A 20,444-nucleotide genomic window follows, 5' to 3' on the forward strand; every position below is an offset into this window, starting at 1 on the left:
CATGCCCGTGCCCGTGCCCGTGCCCGTGCCCGTAGGATTCTGCACCATCATTCACGTGCCGCTGCCGCCGGACGCCGGAAAGCAAGGCGGCACGGGCCCGGCGGGCCGAATGATGGTGCAGGATCCGACCGGTAAATTGGACCCATGACTGAACACGCCACCGAAAACGTCCGGACCGGTACCGGCACCACGGCCGGCCGGGGCACCATTCTGGTGATCAACGGCCCCAACCTCAATCTGCTCGGAACCCGCGAGCCGGAAAAGTACGGCACCTCCACGCTCGCCGACGTCGAACGGCTCGCCGCCGACGCCGCGAAAGCGCACGGGTTCAACGTCGAATGCGTCCAGTCCAACCACGAGGGGGTCCTGCTCGACGCTATCCACGCGGCCCGCACCAACGCCGTCGGGATTGTCCTGAACGCGGGCGCGTACACGCACACGTCCGTTGCGCTGCGCGACGCCCTGGCAGCGGTGCAGCTGCCCGCCGTCGAAGTGCACATCACCAACGTGCACCAGCGGGAGGAGTTCCGTCACCACTCGTTCCTGTCCCCGGTGTGCGCAGCCGTGATCGTGGGAGCCGGCGTGTTCGGCTACAAGCTCGCCATCGACTACCTGGCCGACGTCCTCTGATTCAGGCCCGCCTCCGGTCCGGGGGCGCTACTTCTGGATGCACTGCCCCGATGACACGGGGGCGCTGAACCCGGCAGCCTGGGACGCCACCGGGTAGAGGTCCTCCATGGTGATCGCAAAGCCCAGTTCTGCGTCAGAGGTTGCCTTGGCGAAGATGACGCCGGCCACCTGGCCCTCAGTGGTCAGCAGCGGGCCGCCGGAGTTTCCCGGCTGGACGTCCCCGGCCAGCCGGTAGATGTCCTCAGGGGCCGGGTTCTGGCCGTAAATGTCAGGTACCAGGACCGAGGCGATGTCCTGGACGGTGGCGGGGTTGGACTTGAAGGGGCCGCCGTGAGGATAGCCGGCGAAGGCCGCCTGGCTGCCGTTGGGAAGGTCCGAGGCCAGGGCCAGCGGCTCGGACGGCAGGCCGTCAACGGCCAGGACGGCGAGGTCATGCCGGGTGTCGAAGTAGACCACACGTCCCGGCATCGCTCCGCCGTCGGGGATCTCCACCACCGGCTGCGACACGCCCGCCACCACATGGGCGTTGGTCACAACCCGTCCCGGGGAAACCACAAAGCCGGTGCCGGTCTGGTTCTGGCCGCACTGGTAAGCCGTTCCGGCGATTTTCAGGACCGAGTCGGCGGCCCGGTTCAGGGCCGGTGTATTAGTGCTGGCGTTAGGCACGGACACTTTTGGCCCCTGCCCCAGGCCTTCGATCAGCGTGGGGATGCCGTTGCCGATCACCGTTGAACGCAACTGCGCGAGGGTCGCCTTCACCGGGACCGGCGTCAGGCCGTCGATGTAGCGGATCACCTTGGACTCCGCCAGCTGCTGGGACACAAAGGGAACGCCCAGGGAGCTGACGCTGAAGGCCAGCATGGACATCACCAGCGCTGACACCACCACATTGACGATGCCGCCAATAAGCCGGTCCGCCGCCCGTAGCGGTTGAACCCGCACGGCACCGCGGATTTTCCGCCCGGCCATGGTCCCCACGCCATGCCCCATGGCCATCAGGACCACGGCAGCAGCCACAATCGCGGTCAGCCTCCAGCCGGAGTCTTTCACGATCTCGCTGACCAGCGGTACGGCAAAAAAGGCAGCCACGGCGCCCGCGGCGAAGCCCGCAATTCCCCCGAGCGTGACCAGGAAGCCATTACGCAGGCCATAGATCAGGTAAGACAGCAGGGCCAGGATCAGCGCCAGGTCCAGAACGGTCAAGCCAAACACTGACGCTCCTCTAATACGGTTGAGACCCAATTCTAGTGCCGTACGCTGACGCTCTTCTGTGGGAGTGCCCGCGGCCGGCCCTTCCCGCCGCGGCAGGACGCAGAATGCTGCCCGCAGCCGCCGGCATTGGTGCGGCCGGGCCTGCACGAACCCTCCGAACGGCGTTTCCGCTGCCAAGTACGTCACAGAACGCCGAAAATTCTGAAACAATGGCACAAGCGCCACAGCCGACACTTTTTATTTGGGAGATTTCATGGACATCGAGGTACTGCGCCGAGCACCACTATTTGCCACGCTTGACGACGAAGCATTCCGGCTGCTGACCGATGAGCTGACCGAGGTGGACCTTTCCCGCGGCGCCTCGGTCTTCCGCGAAGGCGACCAGGGTGATCAGCTCTACTTCATCGTCTCCGGCAAGGTGAAGCTGGGCCGCACGTCCCCCGATGGGCGCGAATCCCTGCTCGCCATCCTGGGCCCGGGCGAACTGTTCGGCGAAATGGCGCTCTTCGATCCCAGCCCCCGGACCGCCACGGCCACCGCGGTGTCCGAGACCCGGCTGGCCGGCCTGAAGAACGAAAGCCTCAACGGCCTGCTGCGGACCCGCCCCGAGGTGTCCGCGCAGCTGCTGCAGGCTCTGGCGCGCCGCCTGCGCCGCACCAACGATTCCTTGTCCGATCTGGTCTTCTCCGATGTCCCGGGCCGTGTGGCCAAGGCCCTCCTGGACCTGGCGGACCGCTTCGGCCGCCCGGCGACCGACGGCGTCCTGGTGGCCCACGAGCTCACACAGGAAGAACTGGCCCAGCTGGTCGGCGCCTCCCGCGAGACGGTCAACAAGGCCCTGGCCGAGTTCGTCCAGCGCGGCTGGCTCCGCCTCGAGGCCCGCGCCGTAGTCATCCTGGACATGCAGCGCCTCCGCCAGCGTTCCCGCTAGTCCCAGTTGCGTCCGGCCCAAGGTCCGGCAACGCTCTCTCACTTAATGCGCGAAAACGACCGACGCTCTCTCACTTTCTTCAAGAAAGTGAGAGAGCGTCGGGGGGAAACCCACATTAAGTGAGAGAGCGTCCGGGGTGGGGTGGGGGGCGGCGAAGGGCCGCTGGCCGGCGGACTCAACCCAGCGGGGGTGGGTCAGCGTTCGCGCTGCGGGACCCCGGCTACTGTCTTGGCCGCTTCAACCTCGAGCATCAGTTTGCCGTCCTCTTCAACGAGCTTCGGCTGATAAACGTGCGGCTTGCGTTTGTAGCTGAGGTAGGCGATGCAGCCGTTCGCGGCGGCCATCTTTTCGAGCATGATCTCCGAGCCGGGCACCAGGAGCTGGCTAAGGGTGAGGCCTACGGTGTTCTCCTGGCCCACCTCGTCCCCCAGGGCGGTGGTGTCGCGTTCGGCGATGGCCTTGGTGGCGCACACCCAGCGCCCCCAGATGCCCTTGCCCTCCAGCAGGCTCGGCTGCTGATTCACCGGCACCGTAGCCGCGAAGTACCGGGTGTCGAAGCGGCGGTGGGCGAAGTCCGGGCTCCGCCAGTTGACCAGCGGCTTCAGCAGGTCCGTCCGTACCGAGAGTCCCCGCTTGGCGAGCAGCTCGGTGAAAGTCTTCTCCTGATCGGCGACGGCCACCCGGATCTTCATCCATTCGTGGCTCGATGTGCCTTCGACCGTGTTGGACATGTCCGGTCCGGCCAGGAGCACGCCGGTTTCCTCAAAGAGCTCGCGGATGGCGCCCACCACATGGCGGCGCGCCAGCCCGACGTCGGCCGTTCCCATCTGCTCAGCCCAATGCTGCGGTGACGGGCCCAGCCAGCCGACGGCGTCGTCGTCCGACGCCTCCAAAGAACCGCCGGGGAAGGCGAGAACGCCCAGCGGCGAGGAGCCTGGCCGGTATCCCAGCCACGTCTCCAGGCCGGTGGGCGAATCGCGCAGAAGCACCACGGAGGATGCCAGGCGGGCGGCACGCGGAGTCCGCTCACCGTGTTCGAACCAGCTTCGGGCCGCCCCTTCCAGTTCCGGAGGGAGGGCGAACAAGCGTCTGGCAAGTTGAGGCAATTGAGTGAACCGGTTCCTTAGCTGAATTCAGCGATCAGTTCGACTTCCACCGGAGAGTCGAGCGGGAGAACTGAAACGCCGACGGCGGAACGGGCGTGCTGCCCGGCCTCACCAAACACCTGGCCCAGCAGCTCAGAGGCGCCGTTGATGACGCCCGGCTGGCCGGTGAAGGACGGGTCCGAGGAAACGAAGCCCACCACCTTGACGATGCGCGTGATGCGGTCAAGATCACCTATGACGCTCTTCACGGCGGCCAGGGCGTTGACGGCGCAGACGGCGGCATAGGCCTTGGCGGCTTCCGGGGACACGGTGGGCTCGTCAGAAGTGCCCTCCGTGCCGGTGGAAACCTTGCCGGTTGCTTCGAGTTTGCCGTTAATAAACGGCAGCTGACCGGAGGTGTAAACGTGGCTGCCGGTGATGACCGCCGGAACGTAGGCGGCCACGGGTGCGGCCACCTCCGGAAGGCTCAGGCCAAGCTCGGCAAGACGCTGCTCGACGGCGGAAATGGGCGCTTCTGCCGCGCCGGACGTGGTCTCTGCGGAAGTGCTCATTGCTACTGCTTCTCCCTTTTAAGGTACGCAACCAGGCCATTGCCGTCCGGTCCGGTAACTACCTGGACGAGTTCCCAGCCGTCCTCTCCCCACTGGTCCAGGATCTGCTTGGTGGCGTGAATAATGAGCGGAATCGTCGCGTACTCCCATTTGGTCATGAGAGAAAGACTAGTCGTTGCCGGTAAAGTGGAAAACATGGTGACTCGTAAGAACCCCATTTTCGACACGGCCACTACCCTCGGAAAGATTTTTGGCTTCCTTGGCGTGAGCGCTATTTGTGGTGTCCTGGTGGCGGGCCTGCTGGTTCCGGCTGCAGCTGTTTCCGGCAGTGCAGCGAGTGGTTCGATCGATTTCTTCGACACCCTCCCGGCGGAGCTGAAGGTGGACCCGCCCAACCAGACCACCAGGATCCTCGCCGCGGACGGCAGCCAGATCGCCAGCGTGTATTCGGAGAACCGCACCAAGGTCGGCCTGGACCAGATCTCGCCGTTCATGACCAAAGCCGTCATCGCGGTGGAGGACAGCCGTTTCTACGAGCACGGCGGCGTGGACACCACCGGCATCATGCGTGCCCTCGTGGCCACTGCCCGGGGCAACAAGCAGGGTGCCTCCACCATCACCCAGCAGTACGTCAACAACGTCCTCAACGCCAACCTCGCTGCCGAGGGAAATGAAGAGGCCATCAAGCTCAACGGCGTCAACAAGGGCGTCGGGGACAAGCTTCGGGAGATGAAGCTGTCCATCGCCCTGGAAAAGGAGTTCTCCAAGGACCAGATCCTTGAGGGCTACCTGAACATCGTCTTCTTCAACCGTGATGCGTACGGCATCGAGGCCGCGTCCAAGTTCTTCTTCAGCACCACGGCCAAGGACCTCACCCTCCCCCAGGCCGCACTCCTGGCAGGCCTGGTGAACAGCCCGTCAGCCTTCGACCCCATCACCAATCCGGAGAACTCGAAGGCACGCCGCGACCTCGTCCTGGGCCTGATGCTGAACCAGAACAAGATCACCCAGGCCGAGCACGACGCCGCGGTGGCAACGCCGGTGGAGACCAAGGTGACTCCCGCCCGCCAGGGCTGCGCCTACGCGTCCGCCGCCCCCTACTTTTGCGATTACGTGCTCCACCTGCTGGAGAACAACCCGGCCTACGGCGCCGAGGTCAAGGAACGCCAGCGGCTCATCTATGGCGGCGGCCTGACCATCACCACCACGCTTGATCCCGCGGCCCAGGCATCAGCCCAGGAGCAGGTGAACGCGTCTGCCGGAGCGAACCCGGACAAGTGGGGAGCAGCGCTGGTGTCGCTTCAGCCCAACTCCGGCAAGATCGTGGCCATGGCGCAGAACACGTCGTTCCTGCCTGCCGAGGGCGGCTTCGACTCGCAGGTGAACTTCAGCGTTGACCAGCTGGACAAGAACGGCAACGACCTCAACGGCCTGGGCGGCGCCCAGCCCGGCTCCACCATGAAACCGTTCACCTTCGCGGAATGGCTCAACGAGGGCAAGTCCATGAACACCGTGGTCAACGCCTCCCAGCGCCGTTATCAGCTCGGCTACCCGTGGAAGAACTCCTGCGGCGTGGTGACCGGCGCGTACAACACCGCCCAGAAGTCGCTTGGCGCCGCCGACGACCTGCAGAACGCCGAACCGCAGTTCTACCGGTCCATGCCCGTCCTCTTCGGTCTGTACAACTCCATCAACACGGCCACATTTGCCTCCGCCGCGCAGCTGGACTTCTGCGGCATCCAGAAGGTGGTGGACGCCGTGGGGCTCCACAGCGGCCTGCCGTCCAAGGATGGCGAGCCCAACCCCAAGATTGACATGTCCACCCTGGCGAACCTCCTTGGTTCCACCCAGACGTCCCCGCTGACCATGGCCAGCGCATTCGCCACCTTCGCGAACGACGGCAAGTACTGCGAAGCCATCGCCATCACCTCCGTCACGGACCAGTCCGGCAAGCAGCTGCCCGCCCAGAGCCCCAGCTGCCGGGATGCCCTCAAACCCGAGGTTGCGCGGGGCGTGAACTACGCTCTCCAGGAAGTCCTGAACGTCGGATCCGGCTCGCTGATCCAGCCGCGGCTCTCCACCAGGACCAACTTCCCGGTTGCGGCGAAGACCGGTACCTCAAACCTCAACGAATCCACCTGGGTGGTGGGCCACACCACCGGCCTTGCCACCGCAGCCTGGTTCGGCGATGCCCTGGGTGCCCAGAACCGCCCCGGCCGGAACCTGACCTTCAACGGAAAGTTCTACGAATCCCTTGACGGTTACATGATCGCCGGCCCCATGTTCTCCAAGTACATGGCACAGATGGCGCCGGCCTACGGAACCAATCCGTTCCCGGCACCGCCGCCCGAGATGGTGAACGGTACGCAGTCCAGGACGCCCGCCGCCCCCACCGTGCCGACGTCGCCCGCCACCGCGCCCGCCCCGGCGCCGGCACCGTCCACGCCGGCGGCCGACACTCCGGGCAACGGCAATAAGAAGGACGGCTAGCCAGTAATGGCCGTGACTTCCAACTTGGCCAGCCGCGTCCGAAACATCGGGCGCGGCTTCGCCGTTACCGCGGCTGCAGGCACTGCAGCGGGCGTGGCCGCCTTCGGCTACGGACTATGGGAAAAGAACCAGTTTGTCCTACGCGAGGAAACGCTGCCCATCCTGCCCGCGGGCCGTGCGCCGTTCCGGGTCCTGCACCTGAGCGATATCCACTTCGTCCCCGGTCAGGACACCAAGGCCCGGTGGCTTGAATCGCTGGCGGCCCTGCAGCCGGACCTGGTGGTCAACACGGGCGACAACCTGAGCCACGTCAAGGCCGTGGACCCGCTCCTCAAGGCCCTGCGCCCGCTGATGGAGTTCCCCGGCGTGTTCGTGCCCGGGTCCAACGATTACTACGCTCCCACCCCGAAGAACCCTGCGTCCTACCTGCTGGGCCCGTCGAAGGCCCGGCCCAAGCCGGTGGAACTGGACTGGCCACGGCTGCGCTCCGGATTTGGCATGAGCGGCTGGGTGGATCTCACCAACCGGCACCAGTCCTTGGTCCTGAAGGGGATCCGGTTCGATTTCTCCGGTGTCGATGATCCGCACCTCAAGCGGGAACGCTACGCCGGCTGGCCGCGCGGGACCCGCAACCAGGACCAGGACCCGCACGTCCGGGTGGCAGTCATCCATGCCCCGTACCAGCGGGTGCTGGACCATTTCACCGACGCCGGTGCTGACCTGCTGCTCGCAGGCCACACCCACGGCGGCCAGCTCTGCATCCCCGGCTACGGCGCCCTCGTCGCCAACTGCGACATCCCCACGTGGCGCGCCAAGGGCCTCAATGACTGGGAAAGCAACGGACGGACGACGCCGGTCAACGTCTCGGGCGGCATCGGCACCTCCCGTTTCGCTCCCGTCCGCATCGCGTGCAAGCCGGAGGCCGTGCTGCTGACGCTGACGTCGCCTCAATAGACGTGTGAATCAGCTCACGCATTAACGTAGGGTAGTTGCTAAGGGAAACTATATTCGTTGTACAGCTTGAGAAGCGGGCATGGCCAAGCAAACCTCATTTTTCAGATCCGTCAGCCGTCTCTATCCCCACGTTAGGCCGATCCTCCCCCGGCTGGTGCTGGGACTCCTCAGCGCCCTGCTGGCAAGCCTCGTGGCGCTCACCATCCCCCAGGTACTGCGCGTCCTGATCAACGAGTCGCTGAAGCCCGGCGGTGCCCGGAGCGCGGTGTGGACTGCCGCCGTCGTCATCCTGCTGCTCGGCATCGCCGAAGCCGTCCTGGTGGCGCTTCGGCGGCAGTTCGTGATCAACCCGGCCACCACCGTGGAAACCCGGATGCGGGTCTCGCTTTACGGGCACCTGCAGGAGCTCACGGTCTCCTTTCACGACCGGTGGGGCTCGGGCCAGCTGCTCTCCCGCGCCATGACGGACCTGAATTTCCTGCGCCGGTGGATGGCCTTTGGTGCCATCATGCTGGTGGTCACCACCCTCACCGTGGTGATCGGCATTGTGGTGATGTTCTCCATGAGCTGGCAGCTGGCGCTGATTTTCATGGCCGCCGCGGTGCCCATCATGGCCTACAGCTTCCGGTTCCGGACCCGCTTCAGCAAAGTGGCGCGCCGCAGCCAGGACCAGGCCGGCGACCTCGCCACCACCGTGGAGGAGTCCGTCCACGGCATCCGCGTTCTGAAGGCGTTTGGCCGCAGCCGCGAGGCCCTGGAGAACTTCAACGAGCAGGCCGAGGAACTCCGTCAGATTGAAATCGCCAAGGCCAAACACCAGGCCGCCTTCACCATGGTGGTCACACTGCTGCCGGAACTCGCACTGGGTGCCGGCCTGGTGGTCGGCGTGATGCTGTGCGCCGGCGGGCAGCTGAGTATCGGCGCCCTGGTGGCCTTCTTCGCCACTGCCGCGGTGGTGGCCACCCCGGTTGAGTTCTCGGGCATGCTGCTGGCCATGGCACTGACCGCCAAGACAGCCATTGACCGGCATTTCGAAGTGATGGATTCGGTCAACACCATCACCAGTCCCCCGTCCCCGCGCCACCCCGCGCATCTCAAAGGGGCCCTCAGCTTCAACAACGCCACGTTCGCTTTTGAGGACGCGCCGGACAAGCCCATCCTGCAGGACATCAACCTGGCCGTACGGCCGGGCGAAACCATGGCACTGGTAGGCATTACCGGCAGCGGCAAGAGCGCCTTGATCCAGTTGGTGCCGCGCCTGTACGACGTGACAGCCGGGTCCATCACCATCGACGGCGTGGACCTGCGCGAGTTCGACGTCGAGGACCTCCGGCGCGTCGTGGCCGTCGCGTTTGAGGACACCACACTGTTCTCCAGCTCGGTCCGGGACAACGTGCTCCTGGGGGCAACGGACCGGTCAGAGGAAGCCTTGGAGGAGGCGTTGGACGTGGCGCAGGCGCACTTCGCGTACTCGCTGCCGGACGGCGTGGACACCCTCATCGGCGAGGAGGGCCTGAGCCTGTCCGGCGGCCAGCGGCAACGGATCGCCCTGGCCCGGGCCATCGCGGCGCGGCCCCGGATACTGGTGCTGGATGACCCTCTCTCCGCCCTGGACGTGCATACCGAGGAGTTGGTGGAGACCCGGCTCCGCGCGGTCCTGAAGGACACCACCACCCTGATTGTGGCGCACCGTCCGTCCACCGTGGCGATGGCCGACCGGGTGGCGCTGCTCGAGGAAGGCCGGATCGCCGCCGTCGGAACCCACACCGACCTGCTGGCGCACAACCCCCATTACCGCTATGTCATCGCCAGCCTCGACCAGGAGCCCCGGGACCTGGATACGGAGCTGTCGGAGCTTGAGGACGCGGCAGGTGCTGAGGAAATGACCCGATGAGCAATGCAACCTTCGGCACCGCCAACGAGGACAACGCCTACCTCAGCAAGGCGGAAAGCAAAACCGTACGACGCCGGTCGCTCGCCTTGCTTGCCAAGCTGATCCGTCCGGTGCGGCTCAGGTTCTGGCTGACCATCGCCATGGTGGTCCTTTCCCAGGCCACGCGGGTGGCCGGCCCTGCGCTGATTGCCTTCGGCATCGACCATGCGCTGCCGGCCCTCCGCGCGGGTGACAATCTCCCGCTGGTGCTCACCGGCGTCGCGTACCTGCTCGCAGCGATCGCGACGGCGGGACTCACCTCCCTGTACGTCACCTCCACCGCGCGGCTCAGCCAGGCCATGCTGCTGGACCTCCGGGTCCGGGTTTTCCGGCACACCCAGCGGCTGAGCCTGGAGTTCCACGAAAAGTACACGTCCGGCCGCATCATCGCCCGGCAGACCTCAGACTTGGAGGCCCTGCGCGAGCTGTTGGATTCCGGCGTCAGCTCGCTCGCTTCGGGCCTGCTGTTTATGGTGTTCACCGCCATCACGGTGTTTGTCCTGGACTGGCGCAGCGGGCTGATTGTGCTGGCTGCGGGCGTCCCCATGTTCTTCCTGGCGCGCTGGTACCAGAAGCATTCGCAGATCGCGTTCCGTGAATCACGTGTGGTGTCCGCCCGGCTGATTGTGCACTTTGTGGAAACCATGACCGGGATCCGTGCCGTGAAGGCGTTCCGCAAAGAGCGGGAGAACGCTGAGCAGTACGGGAAACTGTCCGAGGATTACCGGCGGGTCACAGTCCGCTCCATCAACCTCAACGGCATTTTCCAGCCCGGCCTGGTGCTGATCGGCAACGTCTGCGTGGCCGTGGTCCTGCTGTTCGGCGGGTTCCGGGTGTTGAGCGGGGACTTGGCGGTGGGCGTCCTGCTCGCGCTGATGCTGTCCACCAAACGCTTCTTCCAGCCCGTGGACCAGATGGCCATGTTCTACAACTCGTTCCAAAGCGCCCAGGCTGCCCTGGAAAAGGTGTCCGGGCTGCTGGAGGAGGTTCCCACGGTCCGGCCGCCCAAAAACGCGGTGGAACTCCCCCATGCCCGCGGCACGGTGGATTTCACGGGCGTGGAGTTCCGCTACGGCGACGGTCCGGTGGTCATTCCCACGATGGACCTGCACATTCCCGCCGGCCAGACCGTGGCCCTGGTGGGCCAGACCGGCGCCGGTAAATCGACCTTGGCCAAGCTGATCGCCCGCTTCTACGACGTCTCCGCCGGTTCCCTGACCCTGGACGGCGTAGACCTCCGCAGCCTCAGCACCACCGACCTGCGGCGGAACATCGTCATGGTCACGCAGGAGGCGTTCCTTTTCAGCGGTTCCGTGGCGGACAACATCGCCCTGGGCCGGCCGGACGCCTCCCGTGAAGAGATTGAGGACGCCGCCCGCGCCGTGGGCGCGCACGGGTTCATCACCCAGCTCCCCGAGGGCTACGACACTGACGTCAACAAGCGTGGCGGCCGCGTCTCCTCCGGCCAGCGGCAACTGATCAGCTTCGCCCGGGCATTCCTCGCCCGGCCGGCGGTGCTGATCCTTGACGAGGCCACCTCCTCGCTGGATATCCCGTCCGAGCGTTTGGTGCAGCACGGCCTGGCGAGGCTGCTGCGCGGAACGTCCGACGGCGGCCCTGAGGCGGGTGCCCAGGGCGCCGGCGATGCGCCCGGAGGCGCCCGGGGCGGCCGCGACAGGGGCGGCGCCGCGGCAGGTACCGGCCGGACGGCGCTGATCATCGCGCACCGGCTCTCCACGGTGGAGACCGCCGACCGGGTCCTGGTGGTCCATGACGGCCGCATCGTGGAGGACGGCACGCCGGCGGATTTGATCGGCGGCGGTGGCCGATTCGCCGACCTCCATGGCGCCTGGAAGGACTCCCTTGTGTAGGCGCGGGTGTAGCGGCAACGGACTCCGAAGGCAGCCGATTTCGCATCCGGGCAGGCATCCGTTATTCTTGTAAAGTTGCTTTTGCAGCGGATCGGGATGTGGCGCAGCTTGGTAGCGCGCGTCGTTCGGGACGACGAGGTCGCAGGTTCAAATCCTGTCATCCCGACCATATGAAAGAGGGTCTCCCCCAGGGAGGCCCTCTTTTTTATGCCCTGCGGTGGCACAGAAAAAGCCCCGAAGCATGATGCTTCGGGGCTCTTCGCCTCCTGCGAGGACTTCTTACATCGGGTTGGGCCAGTTACCGCTGAGCGTGGTGTACGTGGTGTCGGTGGTCTTCTTGCCCTTTTCGACCTTCACCTTTTCGGACATTGGGTTCGGCCAGTTACCACTGGCAACAGCTGCACCAGCGTTATCTGAAATGGAACCGGCGGACAGGACTGCTGGGGCGGCTGCGGAGAATGCCAGGGCGCCGGCCAGGACGGCGGCTGCCGCTATCTTCTTGAACATATGAGTTCCTCAATGCGAGTCGGATTCGTTACAAAGTCAGCACGTCCTTGTTGACACTTATTGTAAAATGGATCCCACAGGGCCTGTCAAGCTTTGCGTACAAAGACAGTCTGCAATAAGGAGGAATCCCGTGGGTAACGGATTCGGGGAAAAGCTTCGAGCCGAGCGACTTGAGCGCGGGCTAACGCAAGCGGAACTCGGCAAGAACCTCTATTCCCCCAGCTACATTTCACTCCTTGAGACTGGCCGCCGCGAGCCCACCGCTGAGGTAATCGACGAACTCGCCCGTCGTTTGGAACTGGCGCCCAAGGCCCTGGAGGCCTGGAGCCAGCCCATCACAGTCAGTGACGCGGAATATGTCCTGGCCGGCCTTTACGCTCGCCAGGCCTGGGACCTCCGCGACTACGAGCTCGCCGCCAGCCACGCGGCCACAGCTGCAAAGATTGCCCTCGAGGGGAAAAACACCAGTGCCTGGTGGAATATGACCTACATGCAGGCTGAGTGCCTGGTGCGGCACGGTGATCTTGTGGAGTGCCAGCGGATCACGGAGCGCCTTATCGAGCACCCAATGGCCCGCGAGTCAGTGGGCCTCGGGGTTCGCGCGCGGCAGATGCTTGCAGCTGTATTGCAGCGACAGGGCCAGTTGTCGGCTGCAGTAGACGAAGCTTTGGAAGCCATGAAGCTTTCCGAACAACTGCCTCCAAGTTCCACAATCATTACCGGCGCGTTGCGTGTCCTCATCGGCGCCTTGGCGGAAAGCGGTCGCCTAAACGAGGCCTGGACGTATTGCCAGTTGCTCGTCAAACAGGTTGATGAAACTACCAATGCGCAGCTTGCCGGCGAGGTGGCCTGGGTCGTGGGCAATGTGGCCTTCATGCGGCATGACTATGCAGAAGGCGTTAAGGAACACGAACGGGCGGCGAAGTTGCTGTCCCCCGCCAATGACATCGAAATGTGGGCCCGGTTCAATAAAGCGTCGGCAGCCGTACGGCTGCAGGCCGGCATCGTGGAGCCGGAGACTCTGGCCTCGATTGAGCGGGCAGAGCTTGCCTTTTCGATCGTCTACGAGATGAAAAGTGATGAACTCGAAGTCGCCTTCATCCGGGCACGGTGGCTCTATCTGACCGGCGACATCGTTGCCGCCATTAACAAACTGCGGGACATCCATGCCCAGCGCGAGGCCCTCGCCAAGCACACGGCCGGCGAGGTTTCCCTGCTGTTGGGCAAATCACTCAAAGCGGCAGGCGAAGCCGACGAGGCCCTTGTGTACTTGCAGGAAGCACAAAAGGCGTTCAGCTCCGCCGGCGCCCAGGATCTGGTCCAGCAGTCCCTGGACGCGATCCTCGAAATCCGGCTGTCCCAAGAGCGCGCCGCTGCCACGGCGAAAAACAACAAGGCCAGCTAGCGCTGGATACGCGAACCGCCTAGGCGAACGTGCGGCCGGTCAGTTTCTCGTAGGCCTCGACATAACGGCTGCGAGTGCGCGCAATGACGTCCTCGGGCAGCGCCGGCGGCGGCGTGTCCGAGCTCTTGTCCCACCCTGACTCGGCCGAGGTCAGCCAGTCGCGGACATACTGTTTGTCGTAGGACGGCTGCGCCTGGCCGGGCTGGTAGGTGGCGGCATCCCAGAAGCGGGACGAATCCGGCGTGAGGACCTCATCGCCAAGGACAATGCCGCCGGAGACCGGGTCGTAGCCAAACTCCACCTTGGTGTCCGCCAGGATGATGCCCCGTTCGCGGGCAATCTTTTCAGCGGTGGAGTAAATCTTCAGGGTCAGGTCGCTCAGCCGTGCCGCGATGTCGTCGCCCACAATGCCCACCACGGCGTCGTAGGTGATGTTTTCGTCGTGGTGGCCCACCTCGGCCTTGGCGGAGGGGGTGAAGATGGGGTGTTCCAGCCGCGAACCGTCCACCAGGCCCTCGGGCAGTGGAATGGCGCAAACCGTGCCGTGCGACTTGTATTCCAGCAGGCCGGTGCCGGTGAGGTAGCCCCGGGCAATGCACTCCACCGGAAACATTTCCAGGTTCTTGCAGATCATGGCCCGGCCTTCCACGGCCGCGGGAACTCCCTCCTCCACGGTGGAGGCCAGCACGTGGTGTTCAACGTCCAACTGCCCAAACCACCACAGGCTCAGCTGGGTGAGGATGCGCCCCTTGTCCGGGATTTCACTGGTCAGGACATGGTCATAAGCGCTGATGCGGTCGCTGGCCACCACCAGGACACAGTCCTGGCCAAGACGTTCGCGGATGGATTCGTCCACCGGCTCGTACAGGTCGCGGACCTTCCCGGAGTAGATGTGCTTCCAGCCGGGCAGGTCAAGGGTGGCCGTGCTGAGGCCGCGCTGCGGTTCCGGTGCGGGAGTTTCAGTCATGTTTATGCCTTCGCCTTCGTGACAGGCAGCGATGCCGTTGCGCGGGACGCAACCTTAATCTCGCCGCGGGCGGCCTTGCGTCCAATATCCGTCCGGAACTGGGAGCCTTCGAGCTGAACCAGTTCAACGCCGTCGTACGCCCGCTCACGGGCCTCCACCAGGTCGCTGCCGAGGGCCACCACGGCGAGCACCCGGCCGCCGGCGGAAACCACTTTGCCCTCGTCGTCGAACGCGGTGCCCGCATGGATCACATGCACCCCTTCGAGCTGATCCACTTTCTTGAGCCCGCGGATGCGATCCCCGGTGCGGGGGGTGTCCGGGTAGTTCTGGGAGGCAACGACGACGGCCACTGCGGTCTCCTTGGACCAGCGCAGCTCATCTGCCTTGTCCAGTTCACCCTTGGCGGCTGCCAGCAGCAGCGCGCCGAGCGGCGTTTTGAGGCGTGCCAGTACCGCTTGGGTTTCCGGGTCGCCGAAGCGGACATTGAATTCGATGACTCGGGTGCCGCGGGATGTCAGGGCGAGGCCAACAAACAGCACGCCCACGAAAGGGGTGCCACGGTGGGCCATTTCGTTCACGGTGGGCTGGGCCACGCGGTCAATGACTTCGTCCACCAGCCCCGGGGGTGCCCATTCAAGCGGGGTGTACGCTCCCATGCCGCCGGTGTTGGGGCCTTCATCGTTGTCGAAGATCCGTTTGAAGTCCTGTGCCGGGGACAGGGCAACGGTGTTGTGGCCGTCGCACAGGACAAAGACGGACACTTCCGGCCCGTCCAGGAACTCTTCGATCACCACGGTGCCGCCGGCGTCGAAGCAGGTCTGCGCGTGGGCCAGGGCTTCTTCGCGGTTGTTGGTGACCACCACACCCTTGCCGGCCGCCAGGCCATCGTCCTTCACCACGTAGGGGGCGCCGAAGGTGTCCAGCGCCGACGCCGCTTCCTCAGCGTTGGTGGCCACCAGGGCCATGGCCGTGGGGACGTCCGCCGCTGCCATGACTTCCTTGGCGAAGGCCTTGGAGGCTTCCAGCTGGGCCGCGGCCTTGCTCGGACCGAAAACGGGAATTCCTGCGGCGCGCACGGCGTCGGACACGCCGGCTGCCAGCGGAGCCTCCGGGCCCACCACCACCAGGTCCACGCCCAGCTTCGTAGCCAGGGCCGCCACGGCATCTGGATCGTTCCCGTCAATCTTGTGGGTGGGTACCAGTTTGCTGATGCCGGCGTTGCCGGGCGCTGCGTGGACCTCGGAGACGTTGGGATCGGCGAGCAGGGAGCGGACAATGGCGTGTTCGCGGCCTCCAGGGCCAATGACGAGTACCTTCACAGTCTCCAAGGGTACTTTGTGCACCCCGCCGTTTCCTAAGGGCGGTTCCTCACCTTCGCGCCCGCCCACCCATCCCTAACCATCCGAAAGGCCGGCCGCGCCGAACCCACACCATGAACAAGCTCCTGAACTGGCTCAAGCAGCCCGCCGCCCTGGCCGCGTTGGCGGGTGTGGCGGCTGCCGCCGTCGTCCTTTCTGTTGCGGAGCTGATCGGCGCGTTCTTTACGGCGCGGGCCACCCCCATCCTTGCCCTCGGGTCCACCTTCATCGACTTCACACCGCTGTGGATGAAGAACTTCGCGGTGGAGACCTTTGGCACCAATGACAAGGCGGCTCTCTTCGTAGGGATGGGCCTGACCATTTTCCTGCTGGCCTGCGCCCTGGGTGTGGTGGCTTACCGCAGGTGGGCGTTGGGCGTAGCCGGCGTGCTGCTGATGGGCGTGGTTATTGTGGCCAGCGTGGTGACCCGGGCCGGCGTCCAGCCGCTGGATGCGATCCCCACGGTGCTGGGCACGGTGGCCGGGCTCGTGGTGCTGCGGCTGCTTGTTGCCCCGCTCTGGCGACTAAAGGCCTGGCCGGAGGCACCTGCGGACACGGGCGCCGAGGAACCCATCCGGCCCGCCGCCAGCCGCCGCCGTTTCTTCGCCGCCGCCGGGATCACCGTGGTGGGGGCCGGAATCGCGGCCACAGGCGGGCGCCTGCTGAGCGCAGCCCGCAGCAACATCATCCAAGCCCGCGAGGCCCTGCAGCTGCCCGTGCCTGTCAAGCCTGCAGCGGCCATCCCCGCCGGCGTGCAGTCCCCGGTGGCCGGCGTGACGCCGTGGCTGACCCCCAATGGCGACTTCTATCGCATCGACACCGCCCTGAGCGTCCCCGAAATCAATGCCGACGAGTGGGAGCTTCGCGTCCACGGCCTGGTGGAGCAGGAGGTCCGGCTAAGTTTCCAGGACCTGCTCGACGCCGACCTCATCGAATCCCACGTAACCCTCACCTGCGTGTCCAACCCGGTGGGCGGCAACCTCGCGGGCAACGCGCGCTGGCTCGGGCTGCCCATCCGCGAGGTCCTCAAGCGGGCCCGGCCCCGGGCAGGTGCAGACATGGTGCTCTCGACGTCGGTGGACGGCTTCAGCGCCTCCACCCCGCTCGAGGTTCTGCAGGATGACCGCGACGCCATGCTGGCGATCGGCATGAACGGCGAGCCGCTGCCGCTGGAACACGGCTATCCGGTGCGCATGGTGGTGCCCGGCCTCTACGGGTTCGTCTCCGCCACCAAATGGGTGGTGGACCTGGAGGTGACCCGCTTCGCCGACAACAAGGCGTACTGGACGCAGCGCGGCTGGTCGGAGCGCGGGCCCATCAAGACGATGGCCCGGGTGGAAGTCCCGAGGTCCTTCGCCAAGGTGCCGGCGGGCCGGGTGGCCATCGGTGGCACCGCGTGGGCCCAGACTCGCGGCATCACCAAGGTGGAAGTCCAGATCGACAACAACCCCTGGGCCGAAGCCGTGCTGTCCGGCGAGGCCTCCTTGATCACGTGGCGCCAGTGGTCCTTCGACTGGGATGCCACGCCCGGGCCGCACTACATCAAGGTCAGGGCCACCGACGGCGCGGGTGAGGTGCAGACGGACCGGCGGGCTGATCCTGTCCCCGACGGCGCCTCAGGCTGGCAGTCGGTGATGGTCACCGTGGAGTAGCCGGGAAATCGACCCGAGCGCCCCTAGACTGGCAACATGCCGCACAACCCGCACGCCACTTTCACCGTGGACTCCGCCGTCGAACTTGCCGTCGTTGAACGCAGTGGCTTTGTGGAGTCCCGGCACATCGGCTCCGCCGTTGTCTTGTCCGCGGACGGCTCCGTTGTCACCGAACTTGGCGACATCAGGACCCCGCTTTATGCCCGGAGCTCGCTCAAACCGCTCCAGGCGCTGGCGTCCATGCAGTCCGGTGTTCCGCTGCGCGGCGCGCAGGTGGCCGTGGCCTGCGGCAGCCACGTCGGTTCCCTGGACCACATGGATGTGGTGGAAGGGATGCTGAAGGCCGCCGGCGTGAAAGAGGAACAACTGCAGTGCCCCGCAGCGTGGCCGCAGGATGAGACGGCCCGCAACTGGCTGCTGCGCTCGGACAAGGGCCGGTCCAAGCTGGCCTTCAACTGCTCCGGCAAACACGCCGCGTTCCTGTGGGCGTGCACCGAAAACGGCTGGGATACCCACAGCTATCTCGAGCCGAACCATCCCCTCCAGCAGCGCGTCCGCAGTGTGATTGAGGAATACAGCGGTGAGCGGATCGCCCACCTGGGCATCGACGGGTGCGGGGCTCCCGTGGCCGCCATTTCGCTGACCGGGCTGGCCCGCGCCTTTTCGATGCTGGCCAAGGCCCCGGGCGACAAGCACTCCAACGCCCGCGCCGCCACCATCGCCACGTCCATGCTGGACTACCCTTGGGCCGTCCAGGGCCGGGGCGAAGCGAACACTGTGGTGATGGACGAACTGGGCATCATCGCCAAGATCGGCGCCGAGGGAGTCCTGGCCATGGCCACACCCCAGGGCGTCTCCGTGGCCATCAAAATTTTGGACGGCAGCCTCCGGGCCACCTCCCTGGTGGGGCTGACCTTGCTCGCCGCCGCCGGCGCCGTGGACATCCCCGGCGTCTCCAGCGTCCTGGAAAAAGTAGTGGACCCCGTGATGGGCGGCGGTCACCCGGTGGGCAAAATCCGCCTGGGCCCGGCCGTGTCCGCCCTCCTGGACTGAGCATGGCCACCGCGCGCCGCCGGATCGGCACTGAAGAAGGAACAGCGGCACTGGCCGCGTGGCGGGAAGCCGCCGCATCGCCGTCGGACGCTCCGCTCCCCCGCACTGTCACCGCAACTGCGGTGCGCTACTCGCTGGAGGAGCTGACCGCCCGCGCGCCGGGCAATTCGGTGGAAGTGCGGGTACCGCCCTTCGGCGTCACCCAGTGTGTGGAGGGTCCCCGGCACACACGCGGCACCCCGCCGAACGTGATCGAGTGCGACGCCGCCACCTGGCTGTCGCTGGTAACCGGCCGGTTGACGTGGGCGGACGCAGTGGCGGCGCACCGGGTGGCGGCCTCCGGACTGCGGGCAGACCTCTCAGCCCTCCTGCCGCTGTAAGGGCCGGTGGAGGTGACTAACGGGTCCGAACCGAAGAAGTAAGTACGCTGACTAATTTCCTTGTGCAGGGACAGTCCCGGAACCTAGCGTAGGAAGGGACAGAGTGAACCGACCCACAGGGAGGAGGCGCCGCCATGGCGCTGTACCAGCCGGAGCCCGTTGAGATTTCCACCCGGATGCGTCCGGGGGAATGGACCCATGCCAGCCTGGCCGAACTGGTGGCGGGCTACCGGGAGCGAATCCTGGCCATGGGCGCTACCGCTTCGGAAGTGGTGGAGGAAGTCGAAAAGTACGACGACGGGTCCGTCGCCGTGAACGTCTCCTGGGTCAAGGCCGACCTCGCCGAGGACGCCGGCTTCACCCGGGAGGACGCTGGCTTTACCCGGCAGGACGCGGACAGCGCCGACGGCCGGCGGGCCTAGGTGCCAGCCCCCGGATTCAGTGCGAGCAGCCTTCCGATGGCGCTCGCCTGCAGGTTGTCGAGCAGATCCCGAGGGCCCGAATAGACCTCCGCGGCGCCAGCGTCCAGCAACTCAGCGGCACTCCGGCCGCCGCATGTGACGCCGATGGAGGGAATACCAAGAGCCGCGGCTGCTTTCATGTCCCATACCGCGTCCCCCACATACACGGCCTCCGCGGCCGGGACCTGGACGGCCTCCAGGGCAGCTTCCAGGATGTCCGGCGCTGGCTTGCTTTCCTTGGCATCGTTGGAGCTGGTGGCCGCATGGATAAAGGCGTCCGCGGCGAGCGTCCTGCGGCTTGCTTCCAAGTCCTGCCGCCGCGCGGAGGACGCCAGGGCGACGGCGAGTCCCCCGGCGTGGCACTGCGCCAGCAGGTCCTTCGCGCCGTCAAACGCGGCCAGTGAGGGCCAGTTCAGGGCAAAGACCGCCGCATGACTGGCCATGATTTCCGCATCCGCCTCTTTGTCCCGGTCCGCCGGAAGGAGGGCGTCCACCAGCCGGTCGCCGCCCATTCCCACGCACCAGTGGATGGCCGCCATGGGCACCTCATGGTGGTGCTCGCGGAACGCCTGCCACCACGCCACAGTGTGCAGGTACGCAGAGTCCACCAGCGTTCCGTCAATGTCGAACAGGACAGCGCCCCGCCGCCAAGCGGCGGTGCCGTGACTTTGCGGGCCCATCACCCGACCGCAGTCCGCGGGGCCTTTGAAACCTTCCTGCCCCTGGAAGAGGAGGTGTCCTTTGGCGTGGACGCTGGCCGGACAAGCTCCCGGATCACTGCCCCGGCGCCCTTGCTGCTGCAGTCCCTGATCAGGCCCGTCCCCGCAATTTCGCGGGCCATGGCAATGCCCGCCACCGCGGCGCGTTTCGTGGGAAAGGTCACCGAGATCGCCATCAGGTCACCCGAGCCGTCGAGCATCCTTACCCTGTAGCCGCCGTCGGGGGCATCCACCAGTTCAAAATGTCCGGCCATTTCTTACCAC

Annotated in this window: 20 protein-coding genes and 1 tRNA gene; 12 read left to right on the plus strand and 9 right to left on the minus strand. The window is 65.9% G+C overall.

Annotation, left to right across the window (positions count from 1 at the left end):
- The first annotated feature begins 144 nt into the window (after positions 1-144).
- Positions 145-630, plus strand: a complete 486-nt coding sequence (gene aroQ / locus SBP01_RS16125; RefSeq protein ID WP_320536472.1) for a type II 3-dehydroquinate dehydratase — start codon at positions 145-147, stop codon at positions 628-630.
- Between the two features lie 27 nt (positions 631-657).
- On the opposite strand, the gene SBP01_RS16130 is transcribed toward aroQ, so the two are convergent.
- On the minus strand, positions 658-1,842 hold the full coding sequence (locus SBP01_RS16130; protein WP_320536473.1) for a MarP family serine protease: 1,185 nt from the start codon (positions 1,840-1,842) through the stop codon (positions 658-660).
- Between the two features lie 253 nt (positions 1,843-2,095).
- Here SBP01_RS16130 and SBP01_RS16135 point away from each other — a divergent pair, with 253 nt between their 5' ends.
- Entirely contained in the window at positions 2,096-2,773 is a 678-nt protein-coding gene (locus SBP01_RS16135; RefSeq protein ID WP_123254700.1) for a Crp/Fnr family transcriptional regulator, read from the plus strand.
- Positions 2,774-2,967: 194 nt separating this feature from the next.
- Here the strand turns inward: SBP01_RS16135 and SBP01_RS16140 are convergent, their stop codons facing one another.
- From SBP01_RS16140 to SBP01_RS16150, 3 genes are read right to left on the minus strand one after another with little or no spacing between them, the layout of a single operon-like run.
- Positions 2,968-3,879 carry an NUDIX hydrolase gene (locus tag SBP01_RS16140; RefSeq protein ID WP_275213193.1) on the minus strand — a complete coding sequence of 304 codons (912 nt, stop codon included), beginning with the start codon at positions 3,877-3,879 and terminating at the stop codon, positions 2,968-2,970.
- A 17-nt stretch (positions 3,880-3,896) separates the two neighbouring features.
- A complete protein-coding gene (locus SBP01_RS16145; RefSeq protein ID WP_320536474.1) occupies positions 3,897-4,430 on the minus strand; it encodes a RidA family protein in 534 nt (177 codons plus the stop codon).
- 2 nt (positions 4,431-4,432) lie between these two features.
- Complete coding sequence (locus SBP01_RS16150) at positions 4,433-4,588, minus strand: DUF4177 domain-containing protein (protein ID WP_011693223.1); 156 nt, start codon at positions 4,586-4,588, stop codon at positions 4,433-4,435.
- Positions 4,589-4,625: 37 nt separating this feature from the next.
- Between SBP01_RS16150 and SBP01_RS16155 the strand changes: the two genes are divergently transcribed.
- The 5 genes from SBP01_RS16155 to SBP01_RS16175 all read left to right on the plus strand — a co-directional run bounded on the left by SBP01_RS16155 (position 4,626) and on the right by SBP01_RS16175 (position 11,847).
- Positions 4,626-6,920 (plus strand): transglycosylase domain-containing protein, encoded by a 2,295-nt coding sequence (locus tag SBP01_RS16155; RefSeq protein WP_320536475.1) that lies wholly within the window; start codon positions 4,626-4,628, stop codon positions 6,918-6,920.
- A gap of 6 nt (positions 6,921-6,926) precedes the next feature.
- On the plus strand, positions 6,927-7,874 hold the full coding sequence (locus tag SBP01_RS16160) for a metallophosphoesterase (RefSeq protein WP_320536476.1): 948 nt from the start codon (positions 6,927-6,929) through the stop codon (positions 7,872-7,874).
- Between the two features lie 79 nt (positions 7,875-7,953).
- Positions 7,954-9,768 carry an ABC transporter ATP-binding protein gene (locus SBP01_RS16165; protein WP_320536477.1) on the plus strand — a complete coding sequence of 605 codons (1,815 nt, stop codon included), beginning with the start codon at positions 7,954-7,956 and terminating at the stop codon, positions 9,766-9,768.
- Entirely contained in the window at positions 9,765-11,678 is a 1,914-nt protein-coding gene (locus tag SBP01_RS16170; RefSeq protein ID WP_320536478.1) for an ABC transporter ATP-binding protein, read from the plus strand. Before SBP01_RS16165 ends, SBP01_RS16170 begins: the two co-directional genes overlap by 4 nt.
- Before the next feature lie 92 nt (positions 11,679-11,770).
- A tRNA-Pro gene (locus SBP01_RS16175) sits at positions 11,771-11,847 on the plus strand.
- Between the two features lie 110 nt (positions 11,848-11,957).
- Here SBP01_RS16175 and SBP01_RS16180 read toward each other — a convergent pair.
- Positions 11,958-12,185, minus strand: a complete 228-nt coding sequence (locus SBP01_RS16180; RefSeq protein ID WP_320536479.1) for a hypothetical protein — start codon at positions 12,183-12,185, stop codon at positions 11,958-11,960.
- 130 nt (positions 12,186-12,315) lie between these two features.
- Here SBP01_RS16180 and SBP01_RS16185 point away from each other — a divergent pair, with 130 nt between their 5' ends.
- Positions 12,316-13,590, plus strand: coding sequence for a helix-turn-helix transcriptional regulator (locus SBP01_RS16185; RefSeq protein WP_320536480.1), 1,275 nt, complete (start codon positions 12,316-12,318; stop codon positions 13,588-13,590).
- A 19-nt stretch (positions 13,591-13,609) separates the two neighbouring features.
- Here SBP01_RS16185 and SBP01_RS16190 read toward each other — a convergent pair whose 3' ends face one another.
- Together SBP01_RS16190 and purD are read right to left on the minus strand one after the other, a co-directional pair.
- Positions 13,610-14,557 carry a phosphoribosylaminoimidazolesuccinocarboxamide synthase gene (locus SBP01_RS16190; RefSeq protein WP_320536481.1) on the minus strand — a complete coding sequence of 316 codons (948 nt, stop codon included), beginning with the start codon at positions 14,555-14,557 and terminating at the stop codon, positions 13,610-13,612.
- A 2-nt stretch (positions 14,558-14,559) separates the two neighbouring features.
- Positions 14,560-15,876 (minus strand): phosphoribosylamine--glycine ligase, encoded by a 1,317-nt coding sequence (purD, locus tag SBP01_RS16195; RefSeq protein WP_275213471.1) that lies wholly within the window; start codon positions 15,874-15,876, stop codon positions 14,560-14,562.
- Positions 15,877-15,989: 113 nt separating this feature from the next.
- Between purD and SBP01_RS16200 the strand changes: the two genes are divergently transcribed.
- The 4 genes from SBP01_RS16200 to SBP01_RS16215 all read left to right on the plus strand — a co-directional run bounded on the left by SBP01_RS16200 (position 15,990) and on the right by SBP01_RS16215 (position 19,422).
- Entirely contained in the window at positions 15,990-17,567 is a 1,578-nt protein-coding gene (locus SBP01_RS16200; protein WP_320536482.1) for a molybdopterin-dependent oxidoreductase, read from the plus strand.
- Positions 17,568-17,603: 36 nt separating this feature from the next.
- A complete protein-coding gene (locus SBP01_RS16205) occupies positions 17,604-18,620 on the plus strand; it encodes an asparaginase (protein ID WP_320536483.1) in 1,017 nt (338 codons plus the stop codon).
- Positions 18,621-18,622: 2 nt separating this feature from the next.
- Positions 18,623-19,000 carry a sterol carrier family protein gene (locus SBP01_RS16210; protein ID WP_275213181.1) on the plus strand — a complete coding sequence of 126 codons (378 nt, stop codon included), beginning with the start codon at positions 18,623-18,625 and terminating at the stop codon, positions 18,998-19,000.
- A 134-nt stretch (positions 19,001-19,134) separates the two neighbouring features.
- Complete coding sequence (locus SBP01_RS16215) at positions 19,135-19,422, plus strand: hypothetical protein (RefSeq protein ID WP_320536484.1); 288 nt, start codon at positions 19,135-19,137, stop codon at positions 19,420-19,422.
- Here SBP01_RS16215 and SBP01_RS16220 read toward each other — a convergent pair.
- Both SBP01_RS16220 and SBP01_RS16225 read right to left on the minus strand, forming a co-directional pair.
- Entirely contained in the window at positions 19,419-20,141 is a 723-nt protein-coding gene (locus tag SBP01_RS16220; RefSeq protein ID WP_320536485.1) for an HAD family hydrolase, read from the minus strand. The genes SBP01_RS16215 and SBP01_RS16220 overlap by 4 nt on opposite strands.
- Positions 20,141-20,434 (minus strand): YegP family protein, encoded by a 294-nt coding sequence (locus SBP01_RS16225; RefSeq protein WP_275213177.1) that lies wholly within the window; start codon positions 20,432-20,434, stop codon positions 20,141-20,143. The genes SBP01_RS16220 and SBP01_RS16225 overlap by 1 nt, the downstream gene beginning before the upstream one ends.
- Between the last annotated feature and the right edge of the window lie 10 nt (positions 20,435-20,444).

It is taken from the genome of Pseudarthrobacter sp. IC2-21 (assembly GCF_034048115.1).
Lineage (GTDB): Bacteria > Actinomycetota > Actinomycetes > Actinomycetales > Micrococcaceae > Arthrobacter > Arthrobacter naphthalenicus.